The 13,894-nt window shown below is 60.8% G+C and carries 14 protein-coding genes; 10 read left to right on the top strand and 4 right to left on the bottom strand.

Translation table 11 applies throughout. The features are described 5' to 3' along the window. Nucleotides 1–12 precede the first annotated feature (12 nt). From AC3IT6_RS27760 to AC3IT6_RS27750, 3 genes are all read left to right on the top strand, one after another. Complete coding sequence (locus tag AC3IT6_RS27760; protein WP_150755054.1) at nucleotides 13–678, top strand: fumarylacetoacetate hydrolase family protein; 666 nt, start codon at nucleotides 13–15, stop codon at nucleotides 676–678. Nucleotides 679–949: 271 nt separating this feature from the next. Beyond that, nucleotides 950–1,876 (top strand): SdiA-regulated domain-containing protein, encoded by a 927-nt coding sequence (locus AC3IT6_RS27755; RefSeq protein WP_223445188.1) that lies wholly within the window; start codon nucleotides 950–952, stop codon nucleotides 1,874–1,876. Nucleotides 1,877–1,982: 106 nt separating this feature from the next. Beyond that, the gene (locus AC3IT6_RS27750) at nucleotides 1,983–2,900 is read left to right on the top strand and encodes an SdiA-regulated domain-containing protein (protein WP_489353753.1); all 918 of its coding nucleotides are present in this window, start codon (nucleotides 1,983–1,985) and stop codon (nucleotides 2,898–2,900) included. Between the two features lie 146 nt (nucleotides 2,901–3,046). On the opposite strand, the gene rpiA is transcribed toward AC3IT6_RS27750, so the two are convergent. Beyond that, nucleotides 3,047–3,721: a ribose-5-phosphate isomerase RpiA gene (rpiA, locus tag AC3IT6_RS27745; protein ID WP_489353752.1), complete on the bottom strand. Its 675-nt coding sequence runs from the start codon at nucleotides 3,719–3,721 to the stop codon at nucleotides 3,047–3,049. 145 nt (nucleotides 3,722–3,866) lie between these two features. On the opposite strand from rpiA, the gene ilvA reads away from it, so the two are divergent. Both ilvA and AC3IT6_RS27735 read left to right on the top strand, forming a co-directional pair. Beyond that, the gene (gene ilvA, locus AC3IT6_RS27740) at nucleotides 3,867–5,381 is read left to right on the top strand and encodes a threonine ammonia-lyase, biosynthetic (protein ID WP_223445192.1); all 1,515 of its coding nucleotides are present in this window, start codon (nucleotides 3,867–3,869) and stop codon (nucleotides 5,379–5,381) included. A 40-nt stretch (nucleotides 5,382–5,421) separates the two neighbouring features. Beyond that, on the top strand, nucleotides 5,422–5,847 hold the full coding sequence (locus tag AC3IT6_RS27735; RefSeq protein WP_150755057.1) for a DUF2269 domain-containing protein: 426 nt from the start codon (nucleotides 5,422–5,424) through the stop codon (nucleotides 5,845–5,847). 122 nt (nucleotides 5,848–5,969) lie between these two features. Here the strand turns inward: AC3IT6_RS27735 and AC3IT6_RS27730 are convergent, their stop codons facing one another. Then, a complete protein-coding gene (locus AC3IT6_RS27730) occupies nucleotides 5,970–6,626 on the bottom strand; it encodes a histidinol-phosphatase (protein ID WP_223445194.1) in 657 nt (218 codons plus the stop codon). A 143-nt stretch (nucleotides 6,627–6,769) separates the two neighbouring features. Between AC3IT6_RS27730 and AC3IT6_RS27725 the strand changes: the two genes are divergently transcribed. Both AC3IT6_RS27725 and ptsP read left to right on the top strand, forming a co-directional pair. Further along, nucleotides 6,770–7,249 carry an RNA pyrophosphohydrolase gene (locus AC3IT6_RS27725; RefSeq protein WP_003229203.1) on the top strand — a complete coding sequence of 160 codons (480 nt, stop codon included), beginning with the start codon at nucleotides 6,770–6,772 and terminating at the stop codon, nucleotides 7,247–7,249. Nucleotides 7,250–7,271: 22 nt separating this feature from the next. Continuing rightward, complete coding sequence (gene ptsP / locus AC3IT6_RS27720) at nucleotides 7,272–9,551, top strand: phosphoenolpyruvate--protein phosphotransferase (protein WP_489353751.1); 2,280 nt, start codon at nucleotides 7,272–7,274, stop codon at nucleotides 9,549–9,551. Nucleotides 9,552–9,665: 114 nt separating this feature from the next. Here the strand turns inward: ptsP and AC3IT6_RS27715 are convergent, their stop codons facing one another. Continuing rightward, nucleotides 9,666–10,412 carry an NRDE family protein gene (locus AC3IT6_RS27715; RefSeq protein ID WP_489353750.1) on the bottom strand — a complete coding sequence of 249 codons (747 nt, stop codon included), beginning with the start codon at nucleotides 10,410–10,412 and terminating at the stop codon, nucleotides 9,666–9,668. A gap of 134 nt (nucleotides 10,413–10,546) precedes the next feature. On the opposite strand from AC3IT6_RS27715, the gene AC3IT6_RS27710 reads away from it, so the two are divergent. The 3 genes from AC3IT6_RS27710 to AC3IT6_RS27700 all read left to right on the top strand — a co-directional run bounded on the left by AC3IT6_RS27710 (nucleotide 10,547) and on the right by AC3IT6_RS27700 (nucleotide 13,254). Further along, nucleotides 10,547–11,329: a sulfite exporter TauE/SafE family protein gene (locus tag AC3IT6_RS27710; RefSeq protein WP_150725009.1), complete on the top strand. Its 783-nt coding sequence runs from the start codon at nucleotides 10,547–10,549 to the stop codon at nucleotides 11,327–11,329. 97 nt (nucleotides 11,330–11,426) lie between these two features. After that, a complete protein-coding gene (lgt, locus tag AC3IT6_RS27705; protein WP_489353749.1) occupies nucleotides 11,427–12,233 on the top strand; it encodes a prolipoprotein diacylglyceryl transferase in 807 nt (268 codons plus the stop codon). A 49-nt stretch (nucleotides 12,234–12,282) separates the two neighbouring features. Then, nucleotides 12,283–13,254 (top strand): thymidylate synthase, encoded by a 972-nt coding sequence (locus AC3IT6_RS27700; RefSeq protein ID WP_489353748.1) that lies wholly within the window; start codon nucleotides 12,283–12,285, stop codon nucleotides 13,252–13,254. A gap of 141 nt (nucleotides 13,255–13,395) precedes the next feature. On the opposite strand, the gene cadR is transcribed toward AC3IT6_RS27700, so the two are convergent. Beyond that, nucleotides 13,396–13,845: a Cd(II)/Pb(II)-responsive transcriptional regulator gene (gene cadR, locus AC3IT6_RS27695; RefSeq protein WP_150725011.1), complete on the bottom strand. Its 450-nt coding sequence runs from the start codon at nucleotides 13,843–13,845 to the stop codon at nucleotides 13,396–13,398. Nucleotides 13,846–13,894: the final 49 nt, after the last annotated feature.

Here is a 13,894-nt window from a genome sequence, read left to right as displayed (position 1 = left end):
CAGGAGTCGGTAATGAGCTATCAGCACCAGTATGTCGACGGTACGCGCATTCACTTCCCGCTGGGAAAAGTGGTGTGCATCGGCCGTAACTACGCCGAACACGCCAAGGAACTGGACAATCCGGTGCCGACCGAGCCACTGCTGTTCATCAAGCCGGGCAGTTGCGTGGTGCCGCTGGAAGGCGGTTTCAGCATTCCGACCGAGCGCGGTTCGGTGCATTACGAAGCGGAAATCGCGGTGTTGATCGGCAAGCCGTTGTCGACCAAGCCGAGCCGTGAAGAAGTGCTCGACGCCATCTCCGGTTTCGCTCCAGCCCTGGACCTGACCCTGCGCGACAAGCAGGCCGAGCTGAAATCCAAGGGCCTGCCCTGGGAAATCGCCAAGTCCTTCGACGGCGCGGCAGTGCTTGCTCCGTTCGTGTCCGGCAGCTCGTTTGCCGACCTGACCGACATCGGCATCCGCCTGACCATCAACGGTGAAGTGCGCCAGGATGGCAATAGCAGCGCGATGCTCAACCCGATCGTGCCGATGATCCAGCACATGGCCGGCTGCTTCTCGTTGCAGGCCGGGGACGTGATCCTCACCGGCACGCCAGTGGGCGTTGGTCCGCTGAATGTCGGTGACGAGATCGTTCTGGAATTGCCGGGCGTAAGCAGCTTCACCAGCAGCGTTCGCTAGTCCAGACACCGCCAAACCCTGTGGGAGCGGGCTTGCTCGCGAAGAGGGCGTGTCAGTCGACATAAGTGTTGCCTGACACACCCTCTTCGCGAGCAAGCCCGCTCCCACAGAAGTATTTGGTGGGCTGAAGTCCGGATTCCACACAGTTCCACCCTGTCATTTCCCGTTTTTTTCACATCCAGTCTGGATAAAATTTCAGGGTCTTCGGCCTCTGAGCCGACCCCAAACTGTGCTATTACCCCTAGCCTGAATTTCTGGAACGCATTCCCCGATGGCCACTCCTCCGCTTTCCACGCTTGAACCTGTCCGCCGCTCGCGCTTCGCCCTGCGTTGGCACACCTGGCTGCTGTTGGTGGCCGTTGTTGCCTACGGCGTCGCATTTGCCATGCACTGGGATTCGCGGGGCGTGCTCTGGGTGAAAGAGCAATTCAAAAGCCCGGCCGAGCGTCAGGCCAGTATCTGGCTCCCGGACTACCGGGCGGTGATCGATGCCAAGCCGTTGCCGGGCATGGAGAAGGACGAAGCATCGGACCTGGCCTACGACCCTCAGACCAAGACTCTGTTTGCGGTCATGGGCAAGAACCCGTTCCTGGTCGAATTGAACTTGCAGGGCGATGTGCTGCGCAAAATGCCATTGGTCGGCTGGAGCAACCCTGAGGGCATCACCGTGCTGGGTGACGGCCGACTGGCCATTGTCGATGAGCGCGAGCATCTGATTGCTATCGTCAAGGTCGATGCCGAGACCCGCGAATTGAATATGGCCGACTTCCCGAAATACGACCTCGGGCCTTCCAAAGACCAGAACAAAGCGTTCGAGGGTGTCACCTGGGATTCGAGCAATCAGCAACTGCTGCTGGGCGAAGAGCGCCCGCCGGCATTGTTTGCCTGGAAAGGTGACGGCAAGGTCCTGACCGGCGACAAGCTGAAGCTGGCCAGCCATGCACTGGACATGCGCAACCTGTCTGCCCTGGCCGTCGATCCACGGACTGGCCACATGCTGGTGCTGTCCGCCGACTCGCACCTGTTGCTGGAACTGGACAAGAAGGGTGAGCAGGTCAGTTTCATCACTCTGCTGCGTGGCTTCAACGGCCTGAAAAATACCATTCCCCGTGCCGAAGGCGTAACAATGGATGAAGTGGGCACGCTGTACATGGTGAGTGAGCCGAACCTGTTTTATCGCTTCGAAAAACAGAAGTAACCAACGCCTGCGCTGATTGCCTGTACGTAAAAGGCCAGCGGCCATTAAGCTTCAGTTCAGACGGGCGTGATATTTCATCCGCCTGTTCTGACCCGAGCCCACCCGAATGCGTCGATTTGCCCGCCCCAAATCCCTGATTCTGATCCTGTCGGTGATCTTGCTGATCGCGTTGATAGCGATCGCCCAGTACATGCGTCTGTTCGAGCGCACCTGGTTCAATCTGCATACGCTGTGGCAGCCGGTGAGTTCCCGCTCCATGGGGTTGGACCAGTATCAGGTCGTGACCGAAGCGCAGGTGATCGATGGCCTGGCCGACAACGTTTCGGCGCTGACCTACGACCCGGTGCGCAAAAGCCTGTTCACCGTCACCAACAAACGGAGCGAGCTGATCGAGTTGTCCCTCGACGGCAGGATCCTGCGTCGTGTGGCGCTGGTTGGCTTCGGCGATCCGGAGGCGGTGGAGTTCATCAGTGAGGACATCTACGTGGTCACTGACGAAAGCCAGCAGCGGCTGATCAAGATTCGTCTGGAGCAGGACACCACCTTCGTCGATGCGGCAGACGCCGAGCAGATGACCATTGGCGTACACATGGGCGGCAACAAGGGCTTCGAGGGTCTGGCTTACGATTCGGTGGGCAAGCGCCTGTTCGTCGCCAAGGAGCGCAACCCGATGCTGATCTACGAGGTGCACGGTTTTCCGCGCTTCAACCCTGAAGAATCCTACTCGGTGCACGTGATCAACGACCCCAAGCGTGATGCCGGGATGTTCGTGCGGGATCTGTCGAGCCTGCAATACGACGAGCGCAGCGGGCATTTGCTGGCGCTGTCGGATGAGTCGCGATTGATTCTGGAACTGGATGTGGATGGGCGGCCGCTGAGCACAATGTCATTGAGCAAGGGGCGCCATGGCCTGCAAAAAACCGTGCCGCAAGCGGAGGGGATCGCCGTGGACGACGACGGTACGCTGTACCTCGTCAGTGAGCCGAACCTGTTCTACGTGTTCAAGAAACCCACGCAACTCTAACCAACACCACAAAATACTGTGGGAGCGGGCTTGCTCGCGAAGGGGTCGTGTCAGTCGACAGAGATATCAACTGACAGGCCGCTTTCGCGAGCAAGCCCGCTCCCACAGGTTTTTTCATCTGCTCACAAAAATGTGGGCGGTCTTGGTTACTCGGCGCGCAGGGTTTTCACACCTTCGCTGGTACCCAGCAACAACAGATCCGCCGGACGCGCCGCGAACAAACCGTTGGTGACCACGCCGACGATCGCATTGATCTGCGTTTCCAGTTCCACCGGATTGGTGATCTGCATGTTGAACACGTCGAGGATGATGTTGCCGTTGTCGGTCAGCACGCCTTCGCGGTAAACCGGGTCGCCGCCAAGCTTCACCAGTTCGCGGGCCACGTGGCTGCGGGCCATCGGGATCACTTCCACCGGCAACGGGAAAGTACCGAGGACCGGCACCAGTTTGCTCGCGTCGGCGATGCAGATGAAGGTCTTGGCCACGGCCGCGACAATCTTCTCGCGGGTCAGGGCAGCGCCGCCGCCCTTGATCAGGTTCAGGTGCTCGTCGCTTTCATCGGCGCCATCGATATAGAACTCCAGGTCGCTGACGGTGTTCAGTTCGTACACCGGAATCCCGTGGCCCTTGAGGCGCGCGGCGGTGGCTTCGGAACTGGCGACGGCGCCATCGAATGCGCCCTTATGCTTGGCCAGCGCGTCGATAAAACAGTTGGCGGTGGAGCCGGTGCCGACCCCGACGATGCTCTTGTCGTCGAGTTTCGGAAGGATGAAGTCGACGGCGGCCTGAGCCACTGCCTGTTTGAGTTGATCCTGGTTCATGCGGGCTCCGGGGTGCCGAGGAGGGGACGAAAGGCCGGCATTATAGCCCTAAGCGGGGCTGAAACCTCTGCATTCGTGTGGTCGTACAGCTGAAAGCCGGGTTAGACTCCTTGGTCCTGCCCAACCCGCTCAGTGATGCTTTCCGATGCTTGAACAGTACGTCAAAAAGATCCTCACCTCGCGCGTTTATGACGTTGCCGTAGAAACCCCGCTGCAGACTGCCCGCCAGCTCTCCGAGCGGCTGGGCAACAGCATTTGGCTCAAGCGCGAAGACTTGCAGCCGGTGTTCTCGTTCAAGATTCGCGGCGCCTACAACAAGTTGACCCAGTTGAGCGACGAAGAACGCGCTCGCGGCGTGGTCACCGCGTCGGCGGGCAACCATGCCCAGGGCCTGGCCCTGGCGGCAAAGGTGTTGGGCGTGAAAGCGACCATCGTCATGCCCAAGACCACCCCGGAGATCAAGGTCGAAGGCGTGCGCTCCCGTGGCGGCAAAGTGGTGCTGCATGGCGATTCGTTCCCGGAAGCCCTGGCTTACTCGCTGAAACTGGTCGACGAAAAAGGCTACGTCTACATTCACCCGTATGACGATCCCCACACCATTGCCGGGCAGGGCACCGTGGCGATGGAGATTCTGCGCCAGCACCCGCAGCCGCTGGATGCGATTTTCGTCCCGGTGGGCGGCGGCGGCCTGATCGCCGGCATCGCGGCGTACGTGAAGTACCTGCGCCCGGACATCAAGGTCATCGGCGTCGAGCCGGATGACTCCAATTGCCTGCAAGCGGCGATGGCGGCCGGCGAGCGAGTGGTGCTGCCGACTGTGGGCCTCTTCGCCGACGGCGTGGCGGTGGCCCAGATCGGTCAGCACACCTTCGATATCTGCAAAGACTATGTCGATGAGGTGATCACCGTCAGCACCGACGAAATCTGTGCCGCCATCAAGGATATCTACGACGATACCCGCTCGATCACCGAACCTGCCGGCGCCTTGGGCGTGGCCGGGATCAAGAAGTATGTCGAGCAGCGCGGCGTCAGCGGCCAGACCTTCGTGGCCATCGACTCCGGGGCCAACGTCAACTTCGATCGCCTGCGCCACGTCGCCGAGCGTGCGGAGCTGGGCGAGGGCCGCGAAGCGATCATCGCCGTGACCATTCCCGAGAAACCGGGCAGCTTCAAGGCGTTCTGCGAGGCCATCGGCAAGCGCCAGATCACCGAATTCAACTACCGCTACAACACCGGCAGCGAAGCGCACATCTTTGTCGGCGTGCAGACCCACCCGGAAAACGACCCGCGCAGTGCGTTGATCGCCAGTCTGAGCGAGCAAGGTTTCCCGGTGCTGGACCTGACCGACAACGAGTTGGCCAAGCTGCACATCCGCCACATGGTGGGCGGGCGTGCGGCGCATGTGGTCGATGAAGTGATCCTGCGTTTCGAATTCCCGGAACGTCCGGGGGCGCTGTTCAACTTCCTCAACAAGCTTGGCGGGCGCTGGAATATCTCGATGTTCCACTACCGCAACCATGGCGCGGCGGATGGCCGGGTCGTCGCGGGCCTGCAAGTGCCCCACGACGAGCGCCACCTGGTGCCGGCGGCGCTGGAAGAAATCGGTTACCCGTACTGGGACGAAAGCGACAACCCGGCCTATCAGCTGTTTCTTGGCTGAACGGCTACGCTGACGGGCAAGGCAATAAGGAAATCTGACAATGGAAACGTTAACTGCCCTGAAAGCGGCGCACATGGTGGCAACTGTTGTACTGCTGGCTTGTGCGCTGGGGCTGGGAGTCTGGGTTTTTCTTGCGCGGCGCAAGGGTGATGCGACGGCGGGTAGTCGTACCTTGCAGCGGCCAAGGGTGTTCATCTGGCTGCTGATGGGCCTGGCGCTGCTGAGCATGCCGTTTACCGGCTGGTGGATGGTGCACCTGATGGGCTGGCCGCTGGGGCAGACCTGGTTGCTGGCCTCCAGCGTGCTTTACACGGTGGCGGCACTGGCGTGGTTCTGGCTGCTGGTGCGGCTGAACAAACTGCGCAAGACGCCGGGTGGCGTGGGGAAATTCACCTTTGCCTTGGCGTTGTTCAGTTTTGTCTGTCTTGTGGCCATTGCCGGGCTGATGGGGGCCAAGCCGGTTTAAGGCTTGAGACCGCGTCGACCTCTTCGCGAGCAAGCCCGCTCCCACATTTGATCGGCGTCGTTCACAAAATCTGTGTTCACTGAATATCTAGTGTGGGAGCGGGCTTGCTCGCGAAAGCAATATCAGCCGCGCAGACTGATTACCGGCCAACCCCGCTTCTCGGCCTCGGCCCGCAGGTTCGGATCAGGATCGACCGCCACCGGATGGGTCACCTGCTCCAGCAACGGAAAATCATTCATCGAGTCGCTATAGAAGTAGCTGTCTTCCAGCGTAAACCCGGTTTCCTCCAGCCAGCGATTCAAGCGCGTCACCTTGCCCTCGCGGAAGCACGGCACGTCGGTGCTGCGCCCGGTGTAGCGGCCGTCGAGCATTTCGCATTCGGTGGCGATCAGGGTTTCGACGCCCAGGCGCTCGGCAATCGGCCCGGTGACGAAGCGGTTGGTCGCGGTGATGATCACCAGTTTGTCGCCAGCCGCGCGGTGCTTGGCCAGCAACTCGATAGCCTTGGGTAGCATGATCGGTTCGATGCAGTCGCGCATGTAGTCGCTGTGCCATTGATCCAGCGTGGCCATTTCGGTGCGGCCGAGGACTTCGAGGCAGAAGTTCAGGTAAGCAGCGTTATCCAGTTTGCCGGCCAGGTAATCCTGGTAGAACTCATCGTTGCGTGCCTTGTAGGCGACGGCGTCGAGAAAGCCGCGCTCGCACAGGTAATCGCCCCAGGCGTGATCGCTGTCACCGCCCAGAAGGGTGTTGTCCAAATCGAATAAAGCCAGGCGCATTGCAGTTACCCGCTGAAAAGTCAGTAAAAAGGCGACAAGAATACGGTCTTTTCACAAGAGTGCACATAAGGTAGGAACCTTCGTTGCCGCCTTCACAACCTTTGTGGAACAATGCGACGACATGCGTTTGCGAGGTTGTAGCCGTGATCGACCCCGATGGTTTTCGCCCCAATGTCGGGATCATTCTGACGAATGACGCCGGCCAGGTGCTATGGGCTCGCCGAATCAATCAAGATGCCTGGCAGTTTCCGCAGGGGGGAATCAACCCCGAAGAGACGCCGGAAGACGCCTTGTACCGCGAGCTGAACGAAGAAGTGGGCCTTGAACGCGAAGATGTTGAAATTCTCGCCTGCACCCGGGGCTGGTTGCGCTATCGTTTGCCGCAACGTCTGGTACGTACCCACAGCCAACCGCTGTGCATCGGCCAGAAACAGAAATGGTTTCTCCTGCGCCTGATCTCCAACGAGCAGCGGGTGCGGATGGATTTGACCGGTAAACCGGAATTCGATGGCTGGCGCTGGGTCAGCTATTGGTATCCGTTGGGCCAGGTGGTGACATTCAAGCGCGAGGTGTATCGACGCGCTCTCAAAGAGCTTGCCCCGCGCCTTTTAGCGCGCGACTGACGACGGAGTTCGACCCCGAGCCATGCTCAATACGCTGCGCAAGATCGTCCAGGAAGTTAACTCCGCCAAGGATCTCAAGGCGGCGTTGGGGATTATTGTGTTGCGCGTCAAAGAGGCCATGGGCAGCCAGGTCTGCTCGGTCTACCTGCTTGACCCGGAGACCAACCGGTTCGTGCTGATGGCCACCGAGGGCTTGAACAAGCGCTCGATCGGCAAGGTCAGCATGGCCCCCAACGAAGGTCTGGTGGGTCTGGTCGGCACGCGTGAAGAACCCCTGAACCTCGAAAACGCCGCGGACCACCCGCGCTACCGCTACTTTGCCGAAACCGGTGAAGAGCGTTTCGCTTCGTTCCTTGGGGCGCCGATCATTCACCACCGTCGCGTCGTCGGCGTGTTGGTCATCCAGCAAAAAGAACGTCGCCAGTTCGATGAAGGGGAAGAAGCCTTTCTCGTGACCATGAGCGCGCAGCTCGCCGGCGTTATCGCCCACGCCGAAGCCACCGGCTCGATCCGTGGCCTCGGTCGTCAGGGCAAAGGTATCCAGGAAGCCAAGTTCGTCGGCGTGCCGGGCTCGCCGGGTGCGGCAGTCGGTACGGCGGTGGTCATGCTGCCACCGGCCGATCTGGACGTGGTGCCGGACAAGGCCATCAGCGACATCGACGCCGAACTCGGGCTGTTCAAGACCGCCATCGAAGGCGTACGCGCCGACATGCGCACCTTGTCCGCCAAGCTCGCCACACAGTTGCGCCCGGAAGAGCGGGCCTTGTTCGACGTCTACCTGATGATGCTCGACGATGCCGCGCTGGGCAGCGAAGTCACCACCGTGATCAAGACCGGCCAGTGGGCTCAGGGCGCGTTGCGCCAGGTGGTCACCGATCACGTCAACCGTTTCGAATTGATGGACGACGCTTACCTGCGTGAGCGTGCATCCGACGTCAAGGACCTTGGCCGTCGCTTGCTGGCTTACTTGCAGGAAGAACGCCAGCAAACCCTGGTCTACCCCGACAACACCATTCTGGTCAGCGAAGAGCTGACGCCGGCGATGCTCGGCGAGGTGCCGGAAGGCAAGCTGGCCGGCCTGGTGTCGGTACTCGGTTCCGGTAACTCCCACGTCGCCATCCTCGCCCGCGCCATGGGTATCCCGACGGTGATGGGCCTGGTCGACCTGCCGTACTCGAAGGTCGACGGCATCCAGATGATCGTCGACGGTTACCACGGCGAGGTCTACACCAACCCGAGTGAAGTGCTGCGCAAGCAGTTCGCCGAAGTGGTCGAGGAAGAGAAGCAACTGGCCCTCGGGCTGGATGCGCTGCGCGATCTGCCGTGCGTGACGGTCGATGGCCACCGCATGCCGCTGTGGGTCAACACCGGCCTGCTGGCGGATGTGGCGCGTGCGCAGAAGCGTGGTGCCGAAGGCGTGGGCCTGTACCGCACCGAAGTGCCGTTCATGATCAACCAGCGCTTCCCGAGCGAAAAGGAACAACTGGCGATCTACCGCGAACAACTGGCCGCGTTCCACCCGCAACCGGTGACCATGCGAACCCTGGACATCGGCGGCGACAAATCGCTGTCGTACTTCCCGATCAAGGAAGACAACCCGTTCCTCGGCTGGCGCGGTATTCGCGTCACCCTTGATCACCCGGAAATTTTCCTGGTGCAGACCCGCGCCATGCTCAAGGCCAGTGAAGGCTTGAACAACCTGCGCATCCTGCTGCCGATGATTTCCGGCATCCACGAGCTGGAGGAAGCCCTGCACCTGATCCACCGTGCCTGGGGTGAAGTGCGTGACGAGGGCTGCGATGTACCGATGCCACCGATTGGCGTGATGATCGAGATTCCGGCGGCGGTGTACCAGACCAAGGAGCTGGCGCGGCAAGTGGACTTCCTGTCGGTCGGCTCCAACGACCTGACCCAGTACCTGCTGGCCGTGGACCGCAACAACCCGCGGGTGGCCGACCTCTACGATTACCTGCACCCGGCGGTGCTTCAGGCGCTGCAGAACGTGGTGCGTGATGCCCACGCCGAAGGCAAGCCGGTGAGTATCTGTGGTGAAATGGCCGGTGATCCGGCGGCGGCGGTGCTGTTGATGGCGATGGGTTTCGACAGCCTGTCGATGAACGCCACCAACTTGCCGAAAGTGAAGTGGATGCTGCGCCAGATCAACCTGAGCAAGGCCAAGGAATTACTGGCGGAACTAATGACCATCGACAACCCGCAAGTGATTCACAGCTCGTTGCAGCTGGCGCTGAAGAACCTCGGGTTGGCGCGGATGATCAATCCGGCAGCGATCAAGCCTCTCTAAAACGCTGACGGCCCCATCGCAGGCAAGCCCGCTCCCACACTGGATCTGTGTACGACGCAAATCCCTTGTGGGAGCGAGCTTGCTCGCGATGGCGCCAGTCCAGACAACACACAACTACAGCCTGATCTCCACTTCCCCAAGATGCCCGCCATACGGCCCGAAACTCCTTTCGACCATATGCAACGCCCCATCCGCCTGCACAATCAACGCCGTACTCGCCCGCGTTCCATAACTCTGGCTGGCAATGAACACGCTCGACAGCAATGTTTCGGTAGCCAGCCCGACACCGGTGTCCGGCAACTCGGCAAACGGCGCGGTCTGCGCATCGCTCAATAACGCCAACAGCGCCTGAGGCAGCGGATCATCCAGCACCTCGCTCAATGCAGCCTTGGCCTTGAGCAGCTTCGGCCACGGCGTATCCAGCCCGGCGTTCGACACGCCGTAGACTCCCGGTTGCAGCATCACGGCTTCCGTCTCCCGGGCATTGAAGTGCCAGAGCTCGTTCCTGTTGCCAACCAACAGATTGAAACCGCCATATTCAGGCGAACGCCTGACAACGTCGGCCAAATAGTCGTCAATCGAGCAGTCGCCCTCCAGGAATCGCGCGACCAGCTCCCCACGAGACTTGCGCCCTGGCGGTCGATGGGGATCGCGGATGTTGGTCAACGCCGCAAATCGTCCGTTGGCACCGACACCGAGCCAGGTGCCACCGGCCTCGAGGTCGCGCCCCGCATGCACGTGCGGCGCTTCGGGCCATGGCGCCAGCGGCAGGCTGGGGCGGGCGTAGAATTCATCGCGATTGGCCGCCACGACCAGCGGCAGGGCATGACCCGGTCGCCAGGCAAAAACAATCAGGCACATCAGGCTGTCCTTGTGTGTTTTTTGCTCACTCTACGCAGACATCGCTCATCGATCCATCGCCTTGCGCAGTGGAGCTTGAGGCCATGCATCCGTTACCATGCCGCTCCGGTTTTGGGGATACGGGCGGGACGACCATGGAATTTCTGCTCTATCTGGCGCTCGGCGCCTGTGCAGGTGTACTCGCCGGGCTGTTTGGCGTGGGCGGCGGGATCATCATCGTCCCGGTGCTGGTGTTCAGCTTCAAGGCCCAGGGGTTCGATCCGTCGATCCTCACGCACCTGGCAGTGGGCACCTCCCTGGCGACAATCATCTTTACCTCGGTCAACGCGGTACGTGAGCATCACCGCCGTGGCGCCGTGCGTTGGCCGATCTTCATGTGGATGACCGTCGGCATTCTGGTCGGTGCCGGGTTCGGCGCGCTGACGGCCGAAGCGATTTCCGGCCCCAACCTGCAGAAGCTCATTGGTGTATTCGCCTTGGTGATCGCCGCTCAGCTGGCGCTGGAGGTCAAACCCAAGGCCAGCCGAACCGTGCCGGGCAAACTCGGTCTGACCGTGGCCGGCAGCGTAATTGGCTGGGCTTCGGCGATTTTCGGCATTGGCGGTGGTTCGTTGACCGTGCCATTCCTGACCTGGCGCAGTGTGCCGATGCAGCAAGCCGTGGCCACTTCATCGGCCTGCGGTCTGCCGATTGCTTTGGCCAGTGCATTAAGTTTCATGATTCTGGGCTGGCACGATCCATTGCTCCCGGCCCATAGTCTCGGTTTCATTTATCTGCCGGCGTTGCTGGGCATTGCCTTGACCAGCATGGTCTTCGCCCGCTTCGGTGCGCGACTGGCCCACAATTTGTCGCCGAAGTTGCTGAAACGGCTGTTTGCCGCTTTGCTGTTCTGCGTCGGTCTGAACTTTCTAGTCTGAAGCATCTGCTCTGACGGGCAGCGCAATCCTGGCTTAATCCTGAGGTGGCAGCGTCGCCCGGGAATTTTTAAGATTTGAACTCTAACGAGGAGTCGCAATGCTGCCTTACCCGCAGATCGACCCGGTGGCCCTGGCCATCGGTCCGCTGAAAATCCACTGGTACGGTCTGATGTACCTGATCGGCATCGGCGGCGCCTGGCTGCTGGCGTCCCGCCGCTTGAACCGCTTCGACCCGACCTGGACCAAGGAGAAACTCTCCGACATGGTGTTCTGGATGTCGATGGGGGTGATCGTCGGCGGACGTCTGGGTTATGTGCTGTTCTACGACCTGGGCGCTTACCTGTCCAACCCGACGCTGATTTTCGAAGTGTGGAAGGGCGGCATGTCGTTCCACGGCGGTTTCATCGGTGTGATGCTGGCGGCGTTGTGGTTCGGCAAGAAGAACAACAAGTCGTTCTTCCAGCTGATGGATTTCGTTGCGCCGATGGTGCCGATTGGCCTGGGTGCCGGGCGCATCGGCAACTTCATCAACGCCGAGTTGTGGGGCAAGGCAACCGATGTGCCGTGGGCGATGGTATTTCCGACCGATCCGGCGCAACTGGCGCGTCATCCGTCGCAGCTGTACCAGTTCGCCCTCGAAGGCGTGGCACTGTTCCTGATCCTCTGGCTGTTCTCGCGCAAGCCGCGGCCGACCATGGCGGTATCGGGGATGTTCGCGCTGTTCTATGGCATCTTCCGTTTCATCGTCGAGTTCGTCCGCGTACCGGACGCCCAGCTGGGCTATCTGGCCTGGAACTGGCTGACCATGGGCCAGGTGCTGTGCGTGCCGATGATCGTCGGCGGGCTGTTCCTGATCTGGCTGGCGTATCACCGCGCCCCGGCGACTCCAGCGGCAGCCGTATAAAATTCGAACCCCGCAGCGATGGTTGCGGGTTCAAGGACACAGGTAATTCATGAAGCAATATCTCGAACTGGTCGCCCACGTCATCAAGAACGGCACCAAACAGGCCAACCGTACCGGCGTGAACACCATCAGCTTTCCCGGTGCGATGCTGCGTTATGACCTGCAGGAAGGTTTCCCGGCGATCACCACGCGCAAGATGGCGTTCAAATCGGCCATCGGCGAAATGTGCGGATTCCTGCGTGGCGTGAACAACGCTGCCGAATTCCGCGCATTGGGCTGCAAGGTCTGGGACCAGAACGCCAACGAAAACGCCCAGTGGCTGGCCAACCCGTTCCGCCAGGGCGAAGACGACCTCGGCGAAATCTACGGCGTGCAATGGCGCAAATGGCCGGCGTACAAGCAGATCCCGGTCAGCAACCCGGCTGCCATCGAGCAGACCCTGAAGCAAGGCTATCGCCAGATTGCCGAAGGCGAGGAGGACGGTCAGGCCTACGTGGTGCTGTACAAGGCCATCGACCAGGTTCGCCAGTGCGTCGACACCATCATCAAGGACCCGGGCAGCCGCCGCATCCTGTTCCACGGCTGGAACTGCGCCCAGCTCGATGAAATGGCCCTGCCGCCGTGCCACTTGCTGTACCAGTTCCATCCGAATGTCGAGACCAGGGAGATTTCCCTGACCCTCTACATCCGCTCCAACGACCTGGGCCTGGGCACGCCGTTCAACCTCACCGAAGGCGCCGCGTTGCTGAGCCTGATTGGTCGTCTGACGGGCTACACTCCGCGCTGGTTCACCTATTTCATCGGTGATGCGCACGTCTACGAAAACCACCTGGACATGCTCAACGAACAGCTCAAGCGCGAGCCGTTCCCGATGCCGCAACTGGTGATTTCCGACCGTGTGCCGGAGTTTGCCAAGACGGGCTTTTACCAGCCGGAATGGCTGGAGCTGGTGGAGCCGGGCGATTTCTCGCTGGAAGGCTACGAACACCACGCGCCGATGACCGCGCCGATGGCGGTCTGAAGCACGACACCGAACCAATGTGGGAGCGGGCTTGCTCGCGAAAGCGGTGGATCAGTCGACATCAATGTTGAATGAACAACCGTATTCGCGAGCAAGTCGAATCGTCGCACCGCCGCTCCCACATTTGGTTTTGCGGTGTTCTTAGTGGCCGTGACTACGGCCGACATGGGAATGCTCCACCTCCGTCGCCACCACCCCGCCGCTCACTTCCAGCCGCTGCAAAATCCCGCATTGATCGACCCCCGGCCCCTCGTCGCAGCGTTGGCGCAAGTCGAGCAGTTGCGTCTGCAAGGCCAGCAAGCCGTCGATCCGCGCCTTTACATGGTGGATGTGCTCGTCGATCAGCGCATTCACGCTTTCGCACTGATCCTGCGGACTGTCGCGAAACGCCAGCAGGCTGCGGATTTCTTCGAGCGTCATGTCGAGGGTGCGACAGTTGCGGATGAAGGTCAGGCGCTCGGCGTGGGCCTGGGTGTAGACGCGATAATTGCCATCACTGCGGGCCGGTTCCGGCAGCAGGTTCTCGCGCTCGTAGTAGCGGATCGTTTCCACGGCGCAGTCCGTGAGTTTCGCCAATTCTCCAATTTTCATGACGCCAATCTCCAAAACTCCAGAAAGGGTGCTTGACCCTATAGTGGCT

The organism is Pseudomonas sp. KH_017 (assembly GCF_057840285.1).
The sequence above is the reverse complement of the archived record's forward strand: the minus strand, read 5'-3'. Positions and strand labels throughout refer to the sequence as shown.

What these genes read in the sequence shown, in the direction of transcription:
- ptsP (WP_489353751.1), top strand. Translation starts at nt 7,272, where the DNA reads ATGCTCAATACGCTGCGCAAGATCGTCCAGGAAGTTAACTCCGCCAAG.
- AC3IT6_RS27730 (WP_223445194.1), bottom strand. Translation starts at nt 6,626, where the DNA reads ATGCGCCTGGCTTTATTCGATTTGGACAACACCCTTCTGGGCGGTGAC.
- rpiA (WP_489353752.1), bottom strand. Translation starts at nt 3,721, where the DNA reads ATGAACCAGGATCAACTCAAACAGGCAGTGGCTCAGGCCGCCGTCGAC.
- AC3IT6_RS27760 (WP_150755054.1), top strand. Translation starts at nt 13, where the DNA reads ATGAGCTATCAGCACCAGTATGTCGACGGTACGCGCATTCACTTCCCG.
- AC3IT6_RS27710 (WP_150725009.1), top strand. Translation starts at nt 10,547, where the DNA reads ATGGAATTTCTGCTCTATCTGGCGCTCGGCGCCTGTGCAGGTGTACTC.
- cadR (WP_150725011.1), bottom strand. Translation starts at nt 13,845, where the DNA reads ATGAAAATTGGAGAATTGGCGAAACTCACGGACTGCGCCGTGGAAACG.
- AC3IT6_RS27715 (WP_489353750.1), bottom strand. Translation starts at nt 10,412, where the DNA reads ATGTGCCTGATTGTTTTTGCCTGGCGACCGGGTCATGCCCTGCCGCTG.
- ilvA (WP_223445192.1), top strand. Translation starts at nt 3,867, where the DNA reads ATGCTTGAACAGTACGTCAAAAAGATCCTCACCTCGCGCGTTTATGAC.
- lgt (WP_489353749.1), top strand. Translation starts at nt 11,427, where the DNA reads ATGCTGCCTTACCCGCAGATCGACCCGGTGGCCCTGGCCATCGGTCCG.
- AC3IT6_RS27750 (WP_489353753.1), top strand. Translation starts at nt 1,983, where the DNA reads ATGCGTCGATTTGCCCGCCCCAAATCCCTGATTCTGATCCTGTCGGTG.
- AC3IT6_RS27755 (WP_223445188.1), top strand. Translation starts at nt 950, where the DNA reads ATGGCCACTCCTCCGCTTTCCACGCTTGAACCTGTCCGCCGCTCGCGC.
- AC3IT6_RS27735 (WP_150755057.1), top strand. Translation starts at nt 5,422, where the DNA reads ATGGAAACGTTAACTGCCCTGAAAGCGGCGCACATGGTGGCAACTGTT.
- AC3IT6_RS27700 (WP_489353748.1), top strand. Translation starts at nt 12,283, where the DNA reads ATGAAGCAATATCTCGAACTGGTCGCCCACGTCATCAAGAACGGCACC.